Source organism: Lentzea sp. NPDC051208, from assembly GCF_040682435.1.
In the GTDB taxonomy this organism is placed as follows: domain Bacteria; phylum Actinomycetota; class Actinomycetes; order Mycobacteriales; family Pseudonocardiaceae; genus Lentzea; species Lentzea kristufekii.
The window spans coordinates 415,223-430,075 of record NZ_JBFBAW010000005.1 but is presented as its reverse complement, the minus strand read 5'-3'; the positions used below and the strand labels follow the sequence as shown (position 1 = coordinate 430,075).

Below are 14,853 nucleotides of genomic sequence, written 5' to 3'. Positions count from 1 at the left end.
ACCATTCTGCTGATCATCGGGACTTCGGGCGACTCGCCTTCAGCTTGCGCTCAGCATGCGCGCGCACGCTGGTGCGCATGTCGAAGAAATCAGCGTGGGCCGGCGCCATCGTCGCGGCCGTCGGCCTCACGGTCGGCGGCATCGCGGTCGCGACGGCGGCCGAGGGCCCCGACCGCCCACCGAACGCGGCGTTCGCGGAGCGCCATCTCGGCGCACCGGGCGGCCCGGGCAAGCCCGGCCGTCCGGACAAGACCAAGCTCAAGGACAGCACGCTCGTCGTCGGCCGGGTCAAGTCGGTCGAGACCGGCAAGCTCACGATCACCAAGGACGACGGCAGCGAGGTGTCGTTGACCACCGACGGTTCCACCAAGCTGCGCGGGGGCGATCTCGCCGGGCTCAAGGCCGACCAGCGCGTGACCGTGCGCGTGAAGGACGGCAAGGCGCTGAACGTGGCGCTGGCGAAGGCCCAGGCGCGTGGCACCGTCAAGGACGTCAACGGCGACAACGCCACGTTGATCCAGGTCGACGGCCTGCAGACGCCGCTGGACCTGTCCTCGGTGACCGAGAAGCCCAAGAACGGCGACCTCGTCACCGTGAGCGGCTCGGTGACCGACGGCAGGACCATCAAGGTCGAGCAGCTGCGTCAGCTGCCGAAGTAAACCTGGGCTCCACGCGGGCCGCCGCGTCTGCGAACATCGCAGTGTGGCGGTTCCGCGAAGCCCGGACAGATGGGTGTTCATCCTGCTGGTCGTCGGACTGGTCGGGATCGGGGTCGCGGTCGCGCTCTTGGTGCCCGCCAGGGTGTTGGGCGACGAGGAACCCCCTAGACCCGTGACCGCGACAGTCGTCGAAAGCGGCTCTTGCGGCAAGGGCATGGACACCGTCGAGTGGGACGCCGGCGGCGAGAAGAAGCAGGCCAAACTCGACGGCTGCGGTCACACCAAGGGCGAGACCGTCGAGATCGTCAACACCGGCGGCGAGATGGTGTCGTCCGCCGCCTCACTGCCCGTCGGACTCCCGGTCGGGCGCCGCCTCACCGCGCTGCTGCTGTGCATGGCAGCGCTGGCGGGCGGCTTCTACGCGTTCCTCTTCCGCTACGCGCCGCTGCGCGCACCGGCCGTGATGTCTACTCCTCGCCGGGCGGAGTCACCTTCTTGACGTAGAGCAGCCGGTCTCCCGGCTCGATCGCGTCGGCCTCCGGAGCGTCCACCCGGTACAGCGTCCCGCCCCGCACCACGCCCAGCACGATGTCGGGCAGGTGCCGCGGCGATCCGCCGATCTCGTTCTTCTCGACGTCCCGCTCGGCGATCGCGAGCCCCGCGTCGGGCGTGAGCAGGTCCTCCACCATCGCCACGACGGACGGCGTCGCGGTGGCCATGCCGAGCAGGCGACCGGCCGTCTCGGACGACACGACCACCGAGTCGGCACCGGACTGCTTGAGCAGGTGCTCGTTCTCCCGTTCCCGCACCGACGCCACGATCTGCGCCTTGGGGGCGAGTTCGCGGGCGGTCAACGTCACCAGCACCGCTGTGTCGTCCCGGTTCGGCGCGACGACGATCGCGCGCGCACGGGCCGCACCGGCGACCCTCAGCACGTCGTTGCGCGTACCGGACCCGTGCACGACCACCAGCCCCTTGGCGGACGCCGCGTCCAGCGACTCCTGCACGGTGTCGACGACGACGATCGAGCCGGGGTCGACACCGTCACCGAGCAGCGCCGCGACCGCCGAGCGCCCCTTCGTGCCGTAACCGACGACCACCACGTGGTCCCGCACAACCCGCCTCCACTTTTGAATGCGCAACGCCTGACGGGAGCGCTCCGTGAGAACTTCGAGTGTCGTGCCGACCAGCACGATCAGGAACAGGACCCGCAACGGCGTGATGACCAGAACGTTGACCAGACGGGCCGACGACGACGCGGGCGTGATGTCGCCGTAGCCGGTCGTCGAGAGAGACACCGTCGCGTAGTAGAACGCGTCGAGCAGTGAGACGCCATCCTCGTTCACGTCGCGATAGCCGTCGCGGTCCAGGTAGACGATCATCACCGCGAGCAGCAGCGCCGCCATCGCGCCGATGACGCGCTTCAGGATCGCGCGGACAGGGCTCTCGACCTTGTCCGGCATCCTGATCACGCCGACGAGCGAGTGCGACGCTTCATCAGACAGGCTCATCGGGACAACCTCTTCGCGATCTCCGCTTGGGCGAGCATCCGCCACAGGTGAGCAGCCGCCTCCGCGCCTTTGAGGAGCAACGGCACCACTACGCGCTCGTTCGGCGCGTGGACGCGATCATCCGGCAAGGTCGCGCCGAGGTAGACGAGGGGCACCCCCAGTCGTTGCCGGAGCACCGCCGCGGGCCCGGATCCACCGGCCCGCGCGAACCTGACGGGCTGGTCGAACGCCAGTTCCAGGGCCTGCTTGACCGCGGCGTTGGCGGGATCGTCGGGGCTGATCGCGTACGGCGGCACCCCCTCGCCCCGGAAACCGACCCGCGCCCTGATGCCCGGCGGGGTGTGCGCGGCGACGAACTCGCTGAGCTGCTGCGCGACCTTCTCCGGGTGCTGGTCGGGCACGAGCCGGAAGCTGATCTTCGCCGTGGCGCTCGCGGGGATGATCGTCTTCAGGCCGGGGCCGGTGTAGCCGCTGCTGATGCCGTTGACCTCGGCGGTGGGCCGCACCCAGATCCGTTCGAGCGTGCTGTAGCCGGTCTCGCCGTGCGTCGCCTGGGCACCACCACCGTTGCCCTGGAGCCACTTCTGCTCGTCGAACGGCAACGCGGCGTAGTCCTCACGCTCCTTTGTGGACGGTTCCAGGACGTCGTCGTAGAAGCCGTCGAGCCGCACCCTGTTGTCGTCGTCGTGCAGCGCGGCGATCAGTTTCGCGAGCGCCGTCGCCGGGTTCGGAATCGCACCGCCCGCGCGTCCGGAATGCACATCGTCCGTGCCGCCCTCGAACGTGATTTCCGCGCCGAGAACACCCCTTTGCCCAGTGGTGACCGTAGGCGCGTCCCGTTCGTGCAATGCCGTGTCGGTGAACACCACAAGATCACAACCGAGTTCGGCTTCGTGATCTTCGAGCAGCTTTCGCAGATGCGGTGATCCCGATTCCTCCTCGCCTTCGACGAAGAGTTTCAGCGTGACGCTCGGCGCATTCTGCCCGGTGGCCGCGAGATGAGCTTTGACCGCGAGCAGGTGCATCGCGACCTGCCCCTTGTCATCACTGGCACCGCGCCCCCTGATCTCATCGCCGCTGATCACGGGCTCGAACGGCGGATGCTCCCAGCGTTGCACCGGATCGACCGGCTGCACGTCGTGATGCCCGTAGACGAGCACGGTGGGCGCGTCCGGATCACTCGCGGGCCAGCACGCGAACACGGCGGGCAACGCCGGCCCGTCGCCCCAGACCGCGACCTCCGGCCAGCCGTCCCGCCGCAGCTCGTTCGCCAGCCACTCGGCGGATCTCCGCACGTCAGCGTGGTGCGCGGGGTCGACCCCGATGCTCGGAATCCTGATCCACTCGCAGAGCCCGGCCACGAAGGAATCGGTCAGCGCGGCGACAGCGGCGCGTTCGGTGCGTTCAGGGCGTTCGGAATGACGAGAATCACCTGCCACGGCCGTGGAGAATAGGCCAGCCCCGTCTCGCCTACGCGGCGTAGGCATGACAGGGTGACGCCATGGAACCAACCCGTTCCCGAGCGCGGTCGGCGCTGGCGCTCGCCGCTCTGCTAGGCCTGGCCGGAGCAACCCACTTCACCAGGCCGAAGTACTACGACGCGATCGTCCCCCGCGCGCTGCCCGGCACCCCGAGGCAGTGGACGTACGCGTCAGGTGCCGCCGAACTGGCCGTGTCCCTGGCCGTAGCGGTGCCCAGAACACGCCGCCTGGGCGCATTCGCGGCCACCGCGCTGTTCGTGGCCGTGTTCCCAGCGAACGTGAAAATGGCTCTGGATTTCCGGGACAAGTCGCCCAAAGCCCGCGCCATCGCCTACGGCCGCCTGCCACTGCAGATCCCACTTGTCGCATGGGCCTGGAAAGTGGCGAAAGCCTCACCATGACCACCCTGGGTAATCCTTAACCAAGTATCCCGCAAACGCTGTCATTTTCTGCGCGAGGAACCTTAGGATGCGCCCTGTGCAAACGCTCCTTCAGCGCGCCGCGACCGCACTCGGCTGGGGCGGAGTCGTCGTTCCCGACGTCGCCGTCCTGGGCCAGCAGGTGTCCGCGGTAGTGCGTTTGCTGCCCGACGTGCACGAGTGGAGAACCTCGAACGGCTGGCCCCCGCGAGCCGACCCGTCGTGGTTCCGCTCGTGGTTCGAGCCGGAAGTGCACGACCGGCTCCCCGTGGCCGCCGTGGAACTGGTCGGCGTGCTGGTGAGTGAGTCCACTACGGACCGTGCGCTCCAGTCTTGCGGCACCCTGCTGACTCTGGCGCCTTGCGCGGTGATGCTTCCCCGCACCGATGAGTCTCAGGCCTGGTCGTTCATCGAGCTCGACTACTACGGGATCGGTGTCGTCGTGGGCGATGACAGCGTGGCCGAGCTGATGGTGCCGCCGGAGGACCGGTCGCCTGAGTTCGGGCCTTCGTTGTTCGGGCGGTGGCTGCTTGAGGTTCTGTATGAGCGGGTGTTGAAGGCTTCGCACGCGCCTGCGGGCAGCCCGCAGGGCTGAGCCTGGTCCCCGCAGGGCCGAACCGGTCGCAGGCTGAGTCGGGCCGTAGGGCTGAGCCGGGCCGTAGGGCTGAGCCGGGCCGCAGGGCTGAGCCGGGCCGCAGGGCTGAGCCGGGCCGTAGGCCGAGTCGTCCGCAGAGCCGCCACGTCGAGGCCGACGGCCGCTGCTGCCCTCGCGCGCGGACCTGACGCCACTGCACCGAGCAGATCAGGTGCTCTGCACCGAGCGGATCAGGTCCTTCAGGCCCTGCTCGTCCAGCAGGTCCGCCGGCCTCACCGTGTGGTCGTGCCGCACGTAGTGGAACGCGGCCCGCACCTGCTCCAGCGGAGCCCCGACCAGGGCCGCCCACGCCAGCCGGTACGCCGCGAGCTGTACGGACAGGGCCGGCAGGGCCTCGGCGTCCGGGACGGCGCCTGTCTTCCAGTCCACGACTGTCCAGCCGTCGGGGTCTCGGTACACCGCGTCCATGCGGCCGCGGACCGAGATGCCGTCGAACTCCGCCTCGAACGGCACCTCCACGTCGTGCGGGGTGCGGTCTGCCCAGGCGCTGGCCAGGAACGACTCCTTCAGGCGGTCCAGGTCCGCGTCCGGGGACGCGTCTGCGTCGCCTGCACCTGGGAGGTCGTCTATGTCCAGGAGGCGGGTGGCGCCGAAGCGGTTTTCCAGCCATGTGTGGAAGGCCGTGCCTCTGCGGGCCAGTGGGTTCGGGGGGAACGGGAGTGGGCGGCGCAGGCGGCGGGCCAGCAGGTCTGGGTCCTTGGCGAGTTCTACTAGTTGTGAGACCGAGAGGTGGTCTGGGAGGGCCACCTGTTCCCGGCGGTTCTGGGAGGCGGCGCGTTCGGCCAGCAGGACGTCTACGTCCTTTGCCCAGCCTTCTGGGTCGTCGTCGAGGGGCATTTCGGGGTCGTCTGGGACCACGTCGTCCGGGAGTGGTTCTGGCTCTGGCGGGAAGTCGTCGTCCGGGGGCTCGTCGGTGGGGGGCGGGTAGTCCTCGTCGATGAGCTCGGCCGGGGGCTCTTCGAAGATCAGTGGCAACGGCGCTGGTGGGGCGTTGCGCAGGGCATCCAGGGCGGCCAGGACCATCTGGGCGCCCTCTACTACGGCATCGCGGCGTTTGCCCAGGGGGTCTGCCGGCCAGATCGAGGACTTCACGTCCTCTGCCAGTGGGTTCGGGGTGTCCGCTTCCGGTTCTGGCGCCCAGCAGGAGATGTCGCCTGGCGGGTTGTCGCGTTGCAGGACCTCGTGCATCTCCTGCAGGAAGATCGACGGGCCCTTGGGCTTGTCGCCTGCCTCGGCCCACCAGTGGCCCGACATCAGCAGGCTGTGTTCGGCTCGGGTCACGCCCACGTAGAAGAGGCGGCGTTCTTCGACCAGGCGGCGTTCCTCGAACTCCTCGGCGTGGATCGTGAGGGCCTCGTCTACCTCCTTGCGGTTGTAGCCGGCGGAGAGCTTCAACGTGGGCAGGTCGGCCGCGTCGCCGCGCAGCGGGGCCGGCAGTTCGGTCACGGACTTGAGCCAGCACGAGGACTTCTTGCGGCCCGGGAACACGTCGCGGACCAGGTGCGGCAGCGCGACGATGTGCCACTCCAGGCCCTTCGCCGAGTGGACGGTGAGGATCTGCACGCGGTCTTCGGAGACCTCGACCTCGCCGGGTTCCAGGCCGTCTTCGGCGTGCTCGGCCGTGTAGAGGTAGTCGAGCAGTGACGGGAGCGTGGCGGACGGGGAGGCGGCGGCGAAGTCGGTCACGACGTCGGCGAAGGCGTCGAGGTGGGCGCGGCCGACCATGCCGGGGCGGGACATCGACTCGATGTCCAGCAGCAGGGTGCGTTCGACGTCGGCCACTAGTTCGGGCAGCGGCTGGTCGAGCCTGCGCCGCAACGCCGCGAGTTCGCCGCCGAGCCGCCGGATGCGCCGGTAGCCGTCGGTGGAGTAGGCGTCCGGGTCTCCGGGGTCGTCCAGGGCGTCGGCGAGGCCTGCCTGTTCGGCGTGTTCGCCGGGCAACGCGTCCGCCAGCACGAGGAGTGGGTCGTCCACAACGGACTGTCGTGGTGCGACGCCCGCCAGGTCGCGGGCCCGGGACCACAGCGCGGCCAGGTCGACGGCCGCCAGGCGCCAGCGCGAACCGGTCAGGAGGCGGGCGGCGGCGGTGCCCGCCAACGGGTCGACCAGCACCCTCAGGGCCGACACCAGGTCGCGCACCTCGGGTTCGTCCAGCAGGCCACCGAGGCCGACGACCTCGACCGGCAGGCCGCGTTCGCGCAGGGCCGCGGCGATGGCGGCCATGTCCGAACGGCGGCGCACCAGCACGGCCGCGGTCGGCGGCACGCCCTCGGTGTCGAGGTGCGCTTCCCATTGCGCCGCAACGTTGTCCGCCATCCAGTCCAGCTCCTGGCGGATGTCGGTGTGCAGGGCGAGCCGGACGTCACCCGGTCCGGCGCCGGGCCTCGCGCGCAGCTCCTCGACGTCCAGTCCGGCTTCCCGCAACGGCAACGACACGGCGTTGGCGAGTTCGAGGACCTCGGGCGGGTTGCGGAAACTGGTGAGCAGCCCGAACTTCTTCGTCGGCGGGAAGTCGTCGGCGAAGCGCGGCAGGTTCGCGGCCGACGCTCCACGCCAGCCGTAGATGGCCTGCGCCGGGTCGCCCACGGATGTCACGGGCATCGGCTTGCCCTCGCCGAACAACGACCGCAGCAGCACGCGCTGCGCGTGCCCGGTGTCCTGGTACTCGTCCAGCAGAACGGCGCCGTACCGCTCGCGTTCCCCGGTGGACACCTCGTCGAAAGCGGCCAGCTGTGCGGCCAGCGACATCTGGTCCGCGAAGTCCAGCGCGGCTTCCTTGCGCTTGCGCTGCTGGTACGCGTCCAGCAACGGCAGCATCGCGATCCGCAGCCGTTGCGCCGCAACGATCTCCCGCAACTTCTCCGGCAACGCGTCCCGCTGGCGAGGTGCCCGCGGCGCGTTCTCGACCAGCGCGCAGAACTCCAGGGCGTGCGCTTCCAACGCCTCAGGTGTCACCAGGTGCTCGCCCAGTTCCCCGGCCAGGGACAGCAGGTATCCGGTGATCGTCGCCGGCACCTTGTCCGTGTCCAGGTCGCGAGCCCACGTCGACACCACCCGGTGCGCGAGCTGCCACGACGCCGTCTGCGTCAGCAGCCGCACGCCGGGCTCCACCGGCAACCGGAGCCCGTGCTCGGTCACCAGGCGGCCCGCGTAGGCGTGGTACGTCAGCACCACGGGCTCGCCGGTCAGCACAGCCATCTTGCGCTCGCCGCTGGGGTCGAGATCGTCCAGGAGGGACGATCCGGCCAGCCTGCGCAGCCGGGCACGCACCCGGTCCGCGAGCTGACGCGCGGCCTTGCGCGTGAACGTCAGGCCGAGCACGCGGTCGGGCAGCACGAGCCCGTTCGCCACCAGCCACACCACGCGCGCGGCCATGGTCTCGGTCTTGCCTGCTCCGGCGCCCGCGATGACCAGCGCGGGCTGCGCTGGTGCGGCGATCACCTCGGCCTGCTCGGGGGTCGGCTTGTTCAGCCCGAGCGCCTCAGCGATCTCAAACGGGCTGACGGTCACCAGTACATCTTCCTACCCGGGCCGGACGCGTCCGCACCACCCGGGACGGTGTGTTCGCCGACAGTTCGAGCGCATGAAACACGCAGGTCAACAGTACTTACTCGCTGACCTGCCGGCCGGACGGGTGGACCGGGCACGTCGTGCGAGCCGGGCAACGGTCGCAGTCCGCGTTCTCCCGCGCCGTGTAGTTCGGCCCGAGCACGGACTCCGCGGCGCCCTGCACGACCTCCAGCCACGCCTGCACGCCCTGCTCGTCCAGCGGCGCCTGGGTGCGTTCGACGGCTCCTGTCTTCTTGTCCTCCTTCGCCACGTAGAGCAGGCGGGCACCGCCTGGCTCGGTTCCGAGTCCGATGTGGGTGAAGCCGCCCAGCGACGATGCCAGCTGGTAGACGGCCAGCTGCGGGTGTTCCTGCGACGCCTCGCGCGACACCGGGCTCTTGCCGGTCTTGAGGTCGATCACGACCGGGCGGCCGTCCTCGTCCTTTTCGAGACGGTCGACCCGGCCCCTGACCTGCAGCCACGGCCCGCCGTCGCGTTTCGGGACGTCGACGACCATCTCCTCCTCGACGGCGACCTGCGTGAGCTGGCTGCGGCTCATGGCCAGCCACGCGAGGAACGTGTCGAGCATCTTCTCCACCCGCAGGCGTTCGCGGCGGGAGAACCACGGGGCGCCGGCGTCCACGGCGGCCCACGCCTCGTCGAGTTTCGCCCTGAGCTGTTCCGCGTCCGCACCGGACGACGCCGCCTGCGCCAGCGCGTGGACGAGCGTGCCCGTCACCGAGGCGAGCTCCGCCGGGTCCTGCCCGCCGTGCCGCTCGACGACCCAGCGCAACGGGCACTTCGTGATCACCTCGATGGTCGACGGCGTCACGCTGACCTTCTGCTCCTCGGTCCACAGTGGAGCGTCGACGGACACCTCCGCGAGGCCGTACCAGGACTCCGGGTGCGCACCGGGCACACCCGCCTCCGCCAGCCGGGCCAGCTGCTCGGCGGCACGCGCACGCCGGTCCGGGTCCTCGGAGTCCGAGCACACGACCCGGCGCAGCTCGCCGACCAGTTCGCCCAGCACCAGACCGCGTTGCGGCCGGTGCAGCTTCCGTTCGTCCTCAGCGGACGACTCGATCTCGTCGAGGAACCGCGACGGCTGCTCGTCCTCCCCCCGCACGGCGCTGATCAGCAGCTTCGACCGCGCGCGGGAAGCGGCGACCAGCAGCAGCCGGCGTTCCTCCGCCAGGATCGGCGCCACCGCCGACACCGAGGGCTCCAGCCCGGCCAGCACGTCCACCATGCGTTCGACGCCGAGCACCGTGCCGCGCAGCCGCAGGTCCGGCCAGCTGCCCTCCTGGACGCCCGGCACCGCGACGACCTCCCACTCGCGCCCGGCGGCCGAGTGGGCCGTCAGCACGGACACCGCCTCACCGGTCGGGGCGGAGGCGGCCAGCGTGTCGCCGACGATCCGTTGCGACTCCAGGTAGTCCGCGAACCCGGCGACCCCGGACCCCGGCAACCGGTCGACGTACTTCGCGGCCGCCTCGAACAACGCCACGATCGCGTCGAGGTCGCGGTCCGCCTGCATGCCGAGCAGCCCGCGCCGGGCGGACTGCGCCACCCAGCGCTCCTGCAGACCTGTCGCCGTCCACAGCTCCCACAGCACGACCTCGACGGACTTCCCCGCCTCGATCGCCTTGCGCGCCAGCGCCAGCAGGTGCCCGATCCGCCGCGCGGGCAACGACTCCGCGTCCTCCAGCGCGGCCAGCCTGTCCCCGGTCTCCACGACCTCGACCAGCAGGTCGCCGCTCGGCCTGTCCCCGCCCGCGGCCATCTCCAGGCGCCGCAGACCACGCCGCAACCGCCGCAGCGCCAACGGATCCGCGCCACCGTACGAGGAGGACAGCAGCATCGCCGCCGTGTCCTCGTCCAGCGAACCCGGTGAGGCGGCGGCACGAACGAGAGCGAGCAACGGACGCACGGAAGGCTGCTGTGCCAACGGCAACTCGTCCGACGCGACGGACACCGGCACGCCGGCGGCGAGCAGGGCCCGTTGCAACACCGGCAGGGACAACGTCGCCGACCGCACCACCACGGCCATCTGCGACCACGGCACCTCGTCGGCCAGGTGCGAACGCCGCAGCTGATCGGCCACCCACGTCGCCTCCTGCGCGGACGACGCGAGCAACCGCACCTGCACGGAGCCCTCGCCGTCGACCGGATCGACCTTGCGGGCAGGAGAGGCACCGGGCAGGCGGGCCGCCAGCCTGGCCACCGCGTCGCGGACCTCGGGCATCATCCGGTGCGACTGCCGCAGCACGACCGTCTCGCCGCCGGCGTCGCGCAGGATCTCCGGATCGGCGCCGCGGAACGTGAAGATCGCCTGGTCCGGATCGCCGGCCAGCACGAACCGCGCCGCGCCCGACCCGAGCGAGCGGATCAGCGAGTACTGCATGGGATCGAGGTGCTGCGCGTCGTCGACCAGCAGGTACCGCACGCGCCGCCGTTCGCCGAACAGCAGGTCCTCGTCGTTCACGAACGCCGCGTAGGCCGACGACACCAGCTCGGCCGCGTCGTAGGCGGGGGCGTACGCCGTCGCGGAGTCCATCCCGGACAGCAGGTTCACCGCCTCGTACTGCGCCCCGAACCGCCCGGCCGCAACCCATTCGTCGCGCCCGTGCTGCTCGCCGAGTTCGATCAGGTCCTCCGGCCCGAGCCCGCGTTCCGCCGCGCGCAGCAGCAGATCCCGCAGCTCGTGCGCGAACCCCGGCAGTTCCAGCGCGGGCCGCAACCGCTCCGGCCACTTCAGCGCGCCCAGCTCCACGTCACCGGCGAGCAGTTCGCGGACCATCGCGTCCTGGTCCGGCCCGGACAGCAACCGCGGCGGCGGCTCGCCGAGCAGCACCGCCTGGTTGCGCAGCACCGCGAACGCGTAGGAGTGCACGGTCCGCACCAACGGCTCGCGGATCGCCGACAACCGGCCCGTCAGCAGCTGCGTGATCTGCGCGCGCAACGCCACCGACGCGCGCCTGTTCGCCGTGAGCACGAGCACGTTCTCCGGATCGGCCCCGTGCTCCAGCACGACGTGCGCAGCCAACTCGGCGAGCAGCGTCGTCTTGCCGGTGCCGGGTCCGCCGAGCACGCGGACGAAGCCTTCGAGCTCGAAGACCCGCTGGGCAGCGGCGTCCCACCGGGGACGCGGGCGCGTCTCCGGCTTCCGGCGGACCAGCTGGGGTGCAAGTGCCACGACTCGATTGCACCACGCGGCACCGACAAGATCGTCAGAGCCCGCCGGACCAGGGCCGAAACGGCGCCGGGCGAATCACTGCCGATTCCGTCTACCTTCTTGACAGATAGCGATGGTCTAGTCCACTTTTGAAGACGATGTGAGCCCCCTCACTGCCAGCTCCGCCGCCCTGGACCGAGCAGTCTTGGAGGACTGATGAAGCGGTTCCTCGTCGGCGCAGTCGCTGCCACGTGCGCGGCGATCATGCTGCCCACGACCGCACAGGCGGCCGTCGACCCCGTGCTCGCGGCGCCCTACCTCTACCAGTGGGGCGGTCAGCCCAACCCCGCCACAGTCATGCAGCAGACGGGCATCAAGGCGTTCACCCTCGCGTTCATCCTCAGCGACGGCACGTGCAACCCGAAGTGGGACGGCTCCCGCTCGCTGACCGGGCCGGACAAGACCCTGATCAACTCGATCCGCGCGGCCGGCGGTGACGCCGTGCCGTCGATCGGCGGCTGGTCCGGCAACAAGCTCGGTCAGTTCTGCAGCTCACCGGCCGCGCTCGCCGGCGCCTACCAGAAGGTGATCGACGCCTACGCGCTCAAGGCGATCGACATCGACATCGAGGCCGCCGAGTTCGAGAACAACACCACGCAGGACCGCGTCCTCGGGGCATTGAAGATCATCAAGCAGAACAACCCCGGTGTGAAGACGGTCATCACCATGCCGACCGACCGCACCGGCCCGAACTCGTGGGGCAAGCGCCTGATCACGCGCGCCAAGGAGCTCGGCGCGCCGATCGACACGTGGGCGGTCATGCCGTTCGACTGGGGCAGCGGCGGGGACATGTTCGCGTACACCAGGAGCGCGGTCGACGGCCTGAAGAACCACGTCAAGTCGACGTACGGCCTCACCGACGACGCGGCGTACCGGCGCAGCGGCCTGTCGTCGATGAACGGCAAGACCGACACCGGCGAGACCGTCACCCCTCAGAACTTCCGCGACATCGTGGCCTGGTCCAACTCCAAGCACCTGGCGCGCGTGTCGTTCTGGGCCGTGAACCGGGACCGCGGCAACTGCGGGGCGATGAGCTCCTCGTGCAGCGGCATCAACCAGCAGACCTACGAGTTCACCAAGGCCCTGGCGAAGTTCACCGGCTAGAAAACTCCTCCGGTGGCCGGACGTGACCCCGACCCCGCCCGGTCACCGGGGTTCCAGCGTCTCCAGGAACTCGCCCGGCTCCCGCGCCACCCCTAAGTGGTCGCCCGTCGCGAAGTCCGCTCCGGCGGCACGCCACCACTCGGCCTGCTCGGCGCTGTCGATCCCCTCCACGGCGACCGCCACACCCCGCTCCCGCAACAACGGCAGCAGCGCCGCCACGTACGGAGAGCGGCTCGCCACCAGGCCGGGCGCGACCCGCACCGCGCGCACCGGCAGTTCGGACGCGAGCAGCCCGAAGTCCAGCGGCCCCATCCCGAAGTCGTCGATCGCCGTCAGCACGCCCATGCGGGCCAGCACCGCGAGGTTGTCCGCCGCGTCGGCCACGGACAGCACGCCGCCGGGCATGCTGATCATCAGCTTGTCGGCGGGCACCCCGATCTGGTCGAGCACCTCCACCACCCGCGAGACCAGGTCCGCGTCGGACGACTGGTGCGCGGTGAGCCGCACGGCCAGCGTCCTGTCCAGCTGCCCGCGCTGCCGCCACCACGCCGACTGGCCACCGGCGACCTTCAGCAGCCACCCGCCGAGCGGCAGGATCAGGCCGGTCTGCTCGGCCAGGTACGCGCACCGGTCGTGGTTCAGCACGCCGGATTCCGGGCTGTCCCAGTGGAACTCCGCCTCGACACCGCTGACCGCGCCGTCCGCGAGCCGCACGACCGGCCGGTACCGCACGGAGATCTCACCGTTCTCCCACGCGGCCGGCATCTCCACGGCCAGCGCGTCGTCCCGGAGCTCCTCGGCGTCCTGACCGGCGTGGTACAGCTCCCACTGCCCGCGCCTGCCCTTCTTGGCGCGCCGCAACGACCGTTCCGCCGAGCGCAGCACGTCGAGCGGTTCGGCGTCGGGGCCCGGCCGGTGCACGACGCCCGCGCTCATCGACGCCGACACCCCGTGACCGTCCAAGAAGGTCGGTTCGAGCATCAGGTCGTCGTTGATGCCTTTCATGATCGCGTCGATGCCCGGCGTCGTCGCCGTGTTCTCCAGCAGGACGCCGAACTCGTCGCCGCCGAACCGGGCGATCATGACCTTCTCGCCCGCCAGCAACGTCTGCAGCCGGCCGGTGACGTGCTGCAGGTACCGCTCGACGACCCGGCCGCCGAAGCTGTCGCGCAGCATGCCGAACGCGTCGAGGTCGAGGTGGAAGACGGTGATGCCGTGCTCGGGATCGGCCTTGCGCAGCGCGATCTCCAGCTGGGTGGTGAAGAACTGGCGGTTCGGCAGCCCGGTCAGCACGTCGTGCAGCGACTGCCGCCTGAGCTCGTTCTGCAGCAGCGCCAGTTCGGTGCCGTCCTCGATCACGACGACGAAGTGCATGGGCTTGTCGTCGGCACCGCGCAGCAGCGACGCGGCCAGCGTCACCGGCGCGGAGTCACCGTCCTCGCGCAGCACCCGCTGCGACTGCCGGAAGCGCTCGGTGGTGCCGGCGGCGAGGTCGGTCATCGCGTCGCGCAGCACCTCGACGTAGGTGGGCTCGATCAGGTCGAGCAACGGCACACCGGTGAGTTCTTCGGAGGTGCGCCCGAGGATCTGGCCGGTGGCCGCGTTCACCTGGAGCAGCCGGCCCTCGAGGTCGACGATCAGCACACCGTTGGTGGACGACGTGACGACCTCGTCGAAGCGGGCCTGGCTCTCCCTGAGGTTCCAGTTCGCGTCGCGGACCGCCTTGAGCAACGACCGCTGCATGCTCTCCTGCTGCGCCAGCACGGACTCCGTGTTCGCCGCGGTGAAACCGGCGCCGAGCGCGCCCATCGCGAGCGCGATCCGTTCCGCGTACCGCTCGACGGGCTGGAACTCCGGCAGCGCGAGCAGGCCCTTGCCGAGGACCTCGGTGGTGCACCGCAGCCCGATCCGGCCCAGATGACCCAGCGTCGCCAGGTCGGCGCCGGCCGCCTCGATCGAGGCGGTCGCGAACGGTTCCTCGTGCAGCATCGCGCACAACGCGTCCAGCCGGATGCCCAGCTCCGCGTCGAGATCATCTCGGCCCAGGGGGATCGCCACTGCTCCGAGCAGGCGATACGACCATTTGCGGGCGAGCGTCGTCCGCGCCTTCGCATTGTCCTGAGGCGAAGGCGTTCCGTCTGGTATTCGGCTCGGATCGGACATTCGGGTGGCCGCCTCGCAATGGCTCTGAGGTCCGGCAGTTTACCCACGCAGAGTCGGCCCCGCCTCAACCGGTCGCG

At 70.4% G+C, this 14,853-nt stretch carries 10 protein-coding genes; 5 read left to right on the top strand and 5 right to left on the bottom strand.

Features of this window, described 5'->3' with window-relative positions:
- The first annotated feature begins 77 nt into the window (after window positions 1-77).
- Together AB0M48_RS15005 and AB0M48_RS15000 are read left to right on the top strand one after the other, a co-directional pair.
- Window positions 78-659 carry a hypothetical protein gene (locus AB0M48_RS15005; protein WP_363841130.1) on the top strand — a complete coding sequence of 194 codons (582 nt, stop codon included), beginning with the start codon at window positions 78-80 and terminating at the stop codon, window positions 657-659.
- Between the two features lie 73 nt (window positions 660-732).
- The gene (locus tag AB0M48_RS15000) at window positions 733-1,158 is read left to right on the top strand and encodes a hypothetical protein (RefSeq protein ID WP_363841127.1); all 426 of its coding nucleotides are present in this window, start codon (window positions 733-735) and stop codon (window positions 1,156-1,158) included.
- On the opposite strand, the gene AB0M48_RS14995 is transcribed toward AB0M48_RS15000, so the two are convergent.
- Both AB0M48_RS14995 and AB0M48_RS14990 read right to left on the bottom strand, forming a co-directional pair.
- Complete coding sequence (locus tag AB0M48_RS14995; RefSeq protein ID WP_363841125.1) at window positions 1,127-2,170, bottom strand: potassium channel family protein; 1,044 nt, start codon at window positions 2,168-2,170, stop codon at window positions 1,127-1,129. The genes AB0M48_RS15000 and AB0M48_RS14995 overlap by 32 nt on opposite strands.
- Complete coding sequence (locus AB0M48_RS14990; protein ID WP_363841122.1) at window positions 2,167-3,609, bottom strand: M20/M25/M40 family metallo-hydrolase; 1,443 nt, start codon at window positions 3,607-3,609, stop codon at window positions 2,167-2,169. The genes AB0M48_RS14995 and AB0M48_RS14990 overlap by 4 nt, the downstream gene beginning before the upstream one ends.
- A 62-nt stretch (window positions 3,610-3,671) precedes the next feature.
- Between AB0M48_RS14990 and AB0M48_RS14985 the strand changes: the two genes are divergently transcribed.
- Together AB0M48_RS14985 and AB0M48_RS14980 are read left to right on the top strand one after the other, a co-directional pair.
- Window positions 3,672-4,052: a hypothetical protein gene (locus AB0M48_RS14985; protein ID WP_363841118.1), complete on the top strand. Its 381-nt coding sequence runs from the start codon at window positions 3,672-3,674 to the stop codon at window positions 4,050-4,052.
- A 76-nt stretch (window positions 4,053-4,128) separates the two neighbouring features.
- A complete protein-coding gene (locus AB0M48_RS14980) occupies window positions 4,129-4,665 on the top strand; it encodes a hypothetical protein (protein WP_363841115.1) in 537 nt (178 codons plus the stop codon).
- Between the two features lie 207 nt (window positions 4,666-4,872).
- Here AB0M48_RS14980 and AB0M48_RS14975 read toward each other — a convergent pair whose 3' ends face one another.
- Both AB0M48_RS14975 and AB0M48_RS14970 read right to left on the bottom strand, forming a co-directional pair.
- Window positions 4,873-8,235 carry a UvrD-helicase domain-containing protein gene (locus AB0M48_RS14975; protein WP_363841112.1) on the bottom strand — a complete coding sequence of 1,121 codons (3,363 nt, stop codon included), beginning with the start codon at window positions 8,233-8,235 and terminating at the stop codon, window positions 4,873-4,875.
- Between the two features lie 97 nt (window positions 8,236-8,332).
- The gene (locus AB0M48_RS14970; RefSeq protein WP_363841109.1) at window positions 8,333-11,470 is read right to left on the bottom strand and encodes an ATP-dependent DNA helicase; all 3,138 of its coding nucleotides are present in this window, start codon (window positions 11,468-11,470) and stop codon (window positions 8,333-8,335) included.
- Window positions 11,471-11,665: 195 nt separating this feature from the next.
- Here AB0M48_RS14970 and AB0M48_RS14965 point away from each other — a divergent pair, with 195 nt between their 5' ends.
- On the top strand, window positions 11,666-12,613 hold the full coding sequence (locus AB0M48_RS14965; protein WP_363841106.1) for a chitinase: 948 nt from the start codon (window positions 11,666-11,668) through the stop codon (window positions 12,611-12,613).
- A gap of 42 nt (window positions 12,614-12,655) precedes the next feature.
- Here AB0M48_RS14965 and AB0M48_RS14960 read toward each other — a convergent pair whose 3' ends face one another.
- The gene (locus AB0M48_RS14960; protein WP_363841103.1) at window positions 12,656-14,671 is read right to left on the bottom strand and encodes an EAL domain-containing protein; all 2,016 of its coding nucleotides are present in this window, start codon (window positions 14,669-14,671) and stop codon (window positions 12,656-12,658) included.
- Window positions 14,672-14,853: the final 182 nt, after the last annotated feature.